This is a genomic window from Anaerocolumna sp. (genome assembly GCF_032079385.1).
Classification (GTDB): domain Bacteria; phylum Bacillota; class Clostridia; order Lachnospirales; family Lachnospiraceae; genus Anaerocolumna.
Map to the genome: position 1 here is coordinate 66,479 of NZ_DAMAUC010000024.1, position 6,275 is coordinate 72,753.

6 protein-coding genes are annotated in these 6,275 nt (G+C 32.9%); 4 read left to right on the forward strand and 2 right to left on the reverse strand.

The window, feature by feature from the left end:
* Positions 1-251: 251 nt before the first annotated feature.
* Both RT261_RS16720 and RT261_RS16725 read right to left on the reverse strand, forming a co-directional pair.
* Entirely contained in the window at positions 252-383 is a 132-nt protein-coding gene (locus RT261_RS16720; protein WP_313134185.1) for a sodium pump decarboxylase gamma subunit, read from the reverse strand.
* A 24-nt stretch (positions 384-407) separates the two neighbouring features.
* Positions 408-1,544 carry a sodium ion-translocating decarboxylase subunit beta gene (locus RT261_RS16725; protein WP_313134186.1) on the reverse strand — a complete coding sequence of 379 codons (1,137 nt, stop codon included), beginning with the start codon at positions 1,542-1,544 and terminating at the stop codon, positions 408-410.
* 418 nt (positions 1,545-1,962) lie between these two features.
* Between RT261_RS16725 and RT261_RS16730 the strand changes: the two genes are divergently transcribed.
* From RT261_RS16730 to RT261_RS16745, 4 genes are all read left to right on the forward strand, one after another.
* Complete coding sequence (locus tag RT261_RS16730) at positions 1,963-2,232, forward strand: DUF1905 domain-containing protein (RefSeq protein ID WP_313134188.1); 270 nt, start codon at positions 1,963-1,965, stop codon at positions 2,230-2,232.
* A 49-nt stretch (positions 2,233-2,281) separates the two neighbouring features.
* Complete coding sequence (locus tag RT261_RS16735; RefSeq protein ID WP_313134189.1) at positions 2,282-3,781, forward strand: TRM11 family SAM-dependent methyltransferase; 1,500 nt, start codon at positions 2,282-2,284, stop codon at positions 3,779-3,781.
* 245 nt (positions 3,782-4,026) lie between these two features.
* Positions 4,027-4,230 (forward strand): cold-shock protein, encoded by a 204-nt coding sequence (locus tag RT261_RS16740; RefSeq protein ID WP_313134190.1) that lies wholly within the window; start codon positions 4,027-4,029, stop codon positions 4,228-4,230.
* 582 nt (positions 4,231-4,812) lie between these two features.
* Entirely contained in the window at positions 4,813-5,718 is a 906-nt protein-coding gene (locus RT261_RS16745; protein ID WP_331665519.1) for a deoxyribonuclease IV, read from the forward strand.
* Positions 5,719-6,275: the final 557 nt, after the last annotated feature.

A 6,275-nucleotide genomic window follows, 5' to 3' on the forward strand; every position in this document is an offset into this window, starting at 1 on the left:
ATAAAAAATCTCCTTAATAATTACGTATACATTTATAAAGAAGACAAAGCCCGTTTCCAATCACAGCTTTGCCACCGTAAAACTAAATAGACCTAGATAAGTATAGGGGATATGTATTGTATGTGACTTTGGAAAATTTGCAATGGTTCTATAGCATTAGAACCATCAAATTCTCCTATGGAACATACAATACATATCCCCTATACTTATCTAGGTCCAGACGGGTCTAAAATTGGCAAAGCGTCCTTTAGCTACTTTTTCTCCAATTTCTTGTCCACCTTTTCTAAAACTATAACAAATAAGGTAATTATAATAATTACTGTAAATATACCGAGCATTCCCATCCACATTATTTGAAGAGAAGTCATAAAATTATCATACATATACAAAGTCCTTCCTTTCATCGATTATATGAACTTACTAATGAGTCCGATAATAATACCGCCAGCTACAACAGAAGCAATCTGTCCGGATACATTAGCGCCTATTGCATGCATTAATAAATGGTTGGTAGGATCTTCTTTGAGGGCCATTTTTTGAACTACGCGGGCAGACATAGGAAAGGCGGAAATACCGGCAGCACCAATCATAGGATTGATCTTTTGCTTGCGGAACAAATTGATTAATTTAGCAAACATAACACCGCCAATAGTATCAAAGATAAATGCAACTAAGCCTAAAACCAAAATCAACAAGGTATTAACAGTTACAAACGCTTCTGCTTTCATACTAAATGCAATGGTAATTCCAAGTAATAAAGTAATTAAATTAACCAATGCATTTTGTGCGGTATCAGAAAGGCTGTTTAATACTCCGCATTCTCTAAGCAGATTTCCAAACATCAAAAATCCAACAAGAGCAACAGAAGCTGGAGCCACAAGTCCGGCAATAAAAGTAACAACGATAGGGAAAACAATTTTTACCCTCTTTGAAACAGAAATAGGATTATATGGCATACGAATCAATCGTTCTTTTTTTGTTGTAACTAATTTTATTGCAAGGGGTTGTACTAATGGAACTAAAGCCATATAGGAATAAGCAGCAACGGCAATTGGCCCTATGTAATTAGAATGTAATAATTTTGATACTAGTATAGAAGTTGGACCATCTGCAGCACCGATCATAGCAATAGAGGCCGCATCTTTTAGATTGAATTTTAATAAAGTCGCTGCGCTTAAAGTGAAGAATATACCGAATTGTGCGGCAGCACCAAATAGAAACATAACAGGGTTAGAAAGAAGCGGGCCAAAATCGATCATGGCGCCAATTCCAATGAATAATAAGATTGGAAATGCTTCAGATGCATCAATACCTACTTTAAAAAGCCATTCAATAATACCTTGAACATCTCCGATTCCAGGTAGTGTTTGATTCAAAACACCAGAGTTAGGCAAATTTACTAATATTGCTCCAAATCCCATAGGTAAGAGCAAGGAGGGCTCATAACCTTTTACTATTGCCAGATAAATCAACAGAATCCCCACAGCATACATGATTAATTGCGGAACAGTAATTGCTCTAATACCTTCAAGTAAAAATTCCATAGCAAGTTCTCCCTTCCAGATTGGTATAAATTATTTGATATAGATTTTGAGCATAAAAATAACCTGTATCCGGAAAAAAGGATACAGGTTTTGTCATTCTCTAAACCAGAACATGAATCACGAATACCTTTTTTCTTTGGTAAAATTCTTTGCTGGTGATGTTTCATTACATAATTTAGTAAAAAAATAGAATAATATTAGACGAAACTAAATAGGCTGCTTCACTATATCAAATTACTTTAACATTAGCATAAATAATGGAAAAAGTCAATCTAAAAGCTGTCCATTTCGTCAAATATGCTGGTTGTTTTTTAGATAAAAACAGAGGTTTCATTGTTCTGTCTATATTTTTATTTACTATCAGAAAGTGATATGATAAACTTCAATTATAAGGAAAAAGAAAGGCATGGTAAATAGGATGGGGAAAATTTATGAGTTTGAAGCTGAAATAAAAAAAGTTCCCGATATGGATGGTGCATATGTTGAGATTCCATTTGACGTAAAAGCAGAATTTGGAAAGGGACGAGTTCCGGTATCGGCTACTTTTAATGGTGAATCTTATGAAGGAAGTTTGGTTAAGATGAAAACACCATGTCATATAATCGGTATCCGAAAAGATATTAGAGCAAAAATCGGAAAACAACCGGGAGATACCATTCAAGTTACCATTACGGAGAGAGTAAAGTAATAATAAGGATAAGAGAAAAGATGCTGTTTCCACGCAGTAAGGAGATTTCATGATACGAGATTTATTTGATAGTATTAAACAAGGACAGGATGTAAGGCAAAATTTAATAAAATTGAAAGCAGAATTGAAAGAAGAATTTCAAAAGACTTCATTATTATATTACATGGGAGGAGATTATTCTATTTTAGAAGAGCTATTAACCCATGAAGATGCTAAGGTAAGGAAGAATGCGGCCTTAATTATGGGAGAATTAAAAATTCCTGCTTTTCTTCATAGATTGTATCACGCATATGAAGTAGAAAACCAGCTTTTTGTGAAGAGTGCTTATTTAACAGCCCTGAAAGGCTTTGATTATACAAATTTATTACCAGCTTTAAAGGAAAGATGGAATGATTTGAATCAGATGGAGATAGAAGAATCCAATAAGAAGCATATACAGGAAGAATTAAGATGTCTTTCTGAGCTTATTATAGCTAAAGAAGGAATGGAAAAGCATGAGTTCACCGGATACGATGTTCCCTCTAAGATGGTATTGCTTACAAATAGAAATTTTAAGAATATTACGCTGGATCAGTTAAAGGGAATACAGGCAAAAGAGTTTAATGCAGGGATTCTTCTTAAAACAGATCATCTGGAAGAAATTCTTTGGATACGTACTTATAGTGAACTGTTATTTATATTAGATGATTTAAAGACATGCAGAATGAACGTGGAAGAGGCAGCAGACGCCATTGCTGGCAGCAGTCTCATTGAGTTTTTAAACAAAAGGCATAAAGGGAAGGAACCCTATTACTTCAGAATCGAATTAAAAAGTAAACTTCCTTTAGATAAAAAAAGTACATTGGCCAAAAAGTTAGGAACAGAAATAACAAGACGGTCAAATCAAAAATTAGTAAATTCTGCTTCGAATTATGAATTTGAATTAAGGCTGATTGAGAATAAAGAAGGAAACTTTAATGTATTAGTTAAATTATATACCTTAAAGGATGAAAGATTTCTTTATAGAAAGAATACTATTGCAGCCAGCATTCAACCAGTAAATGCGGCATTTTTAGCTGAATTGGCAAAAGAATACATGAAAGAAGACGCCCAGGTGCTGGATCCATTTTGCGGTGTAGGGACTATGCTCATTGAACGTAATTATCTGGTGCAGGCAAATACCATGTATGGACTGGACATTTATGCCGATGCCATTCAGAAAGGCCAGGAAAATACTAAAGAAGCGCATGCTATTATACATTATATTAATAGAGATTTCTTTGATTTTAAACATGAGTACTTGTTTGATGAGATATTTACCAATATGCCAAGGGCCATAGGGCATAAGGAAGAAGATGAAATATTTAGAATTTATCGAAGGTTTTTTGAAAAAGCGCCGGAACATCTAAAACATGAAGGTGTCATTATTATGTATACCCATAATCGGGACTATGTAAAGAAACTGGCAGGTAAAAACATTTATTCTTTGGAAGCAGAATATGAAATCTCCAAAAAAGAAGGAGCATATTTAATGGTACTAAGATATATGGATAAAACTTCAAAAGAGTAGCCAGTAAATGCTTGGGAGGCCTCTGATACTGTAAATCAGAGGCTTCTACATACATTTCCCTTCAAAAGGTCAGATAATTTCTAATTGACATAAGGCTAAAACTTTGCTATAGTGTAACTGTGTATTTTAGATGTATTATTGATTTCACATATTTTTGTAAGTCATTAAGTCGTTTAATGCTTTACAAAAATATGTGATTTTTTTAAACACGAAATATAAATTTATATATTTAGGAGGTATCTTTCATGAATAAAGGTACAGTAAAATGGTTCAACGAACAAAAAGGATTTGGTTTTATTACTAATGAAGACGGTGGAGATGATGTATTCGTACATTATACAGGAATCGCTTCTAACGGTTTCAAGACTTTAGGTGAAGGCCAAAGAGTTACTTTTGACATTGTTAAAGGTGAACGTGGAATGCAAGCAACTAACGTTAATTTAGCATAATCGTTATAAAGTAAAATAGAATGACCCTATAGATAATGTATCATTATCTATAGGGTCATTTTTTACCCCATTGGTGGAGAATTTCAGAAGGTCTTGGTTATTTAGATTTTTAGCAATTACTTCGCTGATTTTTAGTGGGAATGACATATTAGAAGCAGTAGATTTTCCGCGGAAGGGGAGAGAAATGGTTTAAGGGGATATTAGTCTTGTAATAAATTAGAGATTAGTATAAAATAAATGCAACATTATTTATTAAGGTAAGTGAATCAATTTACATTTATTATAAGTAATATTAAAAGGGTAAATGCAAGGTTATAAAAAACTTGGGGATAAGTGAAAAGCGGAAAATATTCTATAGTCCAATTTGCAGCAAATGAAGAGTATTAAAATAATAAAAAATTAGAGATATTAGGAAAAATTGAAAATATAATCAGGAAAATAAAAAATATAGAAAAACAACTGATAAATACAATAGGAAATTACATTTTATAAATCTACTGTAATTGGATGTTATTTATATGGGCAAGAATAATAAAAATTCCTAGAATCACATAGAAGATACAGACAGAAAAGGAGGATACTATGATTAAATTAGGTTCCCATGTAGGAATGAGCGGAAAAGAAATGTTATTAGGGTCTGCAAAAGAAGCAGCAGGATATGGTGCTGACACGTTTATGATATATACTGGAGCACCACAGAATACAAGACGTAAAGCCATTGACGAATTAAGGATAGAAGAAGGATTAAAATATATGGAGGAACATAGCTTGTCGGATTTGATTGTTCATGCTCCTTATATTATAAATTTGGGAAATTCAGTGAAAAAAGAAACCTTTTCACTTGCAGTAGAATTCTTAGCAATGGAATTAGAAAGAACAGCAGCACTGCAAAGTAAATACCTGATTCTACATCCGGGATCTCATGTGGGAGCTGGGGAAGAGGCTGGTATAAAACAAATTATAAAAGGAATTAATGAAGTAGTGGATAAAGATTCTAAAGTATATATTGCATTGGAGACTATGGCCGGTAAGGGAAGTGAAATTGGTAAAACATTTGAAGAATTGGCTCAGATCTATGATGGTGTGAAGAATAATGATAAACTGAGAGTGTGCTTTGATACCTGCCATACCAATGATGCGGGGTATGATATTGTTCATGATTTTGATGGTGTAATTGACAGATTTGACAAACTGATAGGAAAAGATCAAATTGCAGTATTCCATATTAATGACAGTAAGAATGAAAGAGGAGCGTCAAAAGACCGTCACGAGAATATTGGGTTTGGTAAGATTGGTTTTGATGCGATTCATTATATTGTTCATCATAAAGATTTTGAAAATGTACCTAAAATATTAGAAACTCCATATATCCCAATACCGGGGGATAGTAAGAAATCTCTTCCACCCTACAAGCATGAAATAGATATGCTGAGAAAAGGTGATTTTAATGTTAATTTACTTGAAGATGTGACGAAGGGTAATGATTGAAAGATCAAATTATGAAGGGAGTATCCCAGAGTAGAATGAATATAGAAGATAATAAATAGACAATCTGTATTTGATATTAAGAGCGTGGACTGAAATAACTTTAAGTTGTAAAGGACATGCTCTTTTTTTAATTCATATAAAAAGAGACTTTTTGTTTTATTTCCATTCAAGTATTTTGTAAAGCTCCTAAGTATAAACTTCTGGTACATATCTTATATAATATGATTAAACAGGGAAAAGAGGCGTTCATGATAGTAATTTTTATGTTGAGAAAAGCAGTATTTACAAGAAGATAATAGAAATTTATAATTTATTATAAAAAGTTTAAGAAAGTTGTTGACATTTGTTTTGGTGGATGGTATACTAGTCAACGTTGCTGCTGAAGCAACAGAAAATATTCAGAAAATAAATTAAATAATTTGTTGTTGACAAACAATTTTCACTGTGCTATAGTAAATAAGCACTTGCGAAACAGACAGAATTGCAAGACAGCAACGAATAAGAACATTGATAACTGAACAGTGAAACAACCCTGAAAATTCTAATAAAATTTTCAT

What these genes read in the sequence shown, in the direction of transcription:
- RT261_RS16740 (WP_313134190.1), top strand. Translation starts at nt 4,027, where the DNA reads ATGAATAAAGGTACAGTAAAATGGTTCAACGAACAAAAAGGATTTGGT.
- RT261_RS16735 (WP_313134189.1), top strand. Translation starts at nt 2,282, where the DNA reads ATGATACGAGATTTATTTGATAGTATTAAACAAGGACAGGATGTAAGG.
- RT261_RS16725 (WP_313134186.1), bottom strand. Translation starts at nt 1,544, where the DNA reads ATGGAATTTTTACTTGAAGGTATTAGAGCAATTACTGTTCCGCAATTA.
- RT261_RS16730 (WP_313134188.1), top strand. Translation starts at nt 1,963, where the DNA reads ATGGGGAAAATTTATGAGTTTGAAGCTGAAATAAAAAAAGTTCCCGAT.
- RT261_RS16720 (WP_313134185.1), bottom strand. Translation starts at nt 383, where the DNA reads ATGTATGATAATTTTATGACTTCTCTTCAAATAATGTGGATGGGAATG.
- RT261_RS16745 (WP_331665519.1), top strand. Translation starts at nt 4,813, where the DNA reads ATGATTAAATTAGGTTCCCATGTAGGAATGAGCGGAAAAGAAATGTTA.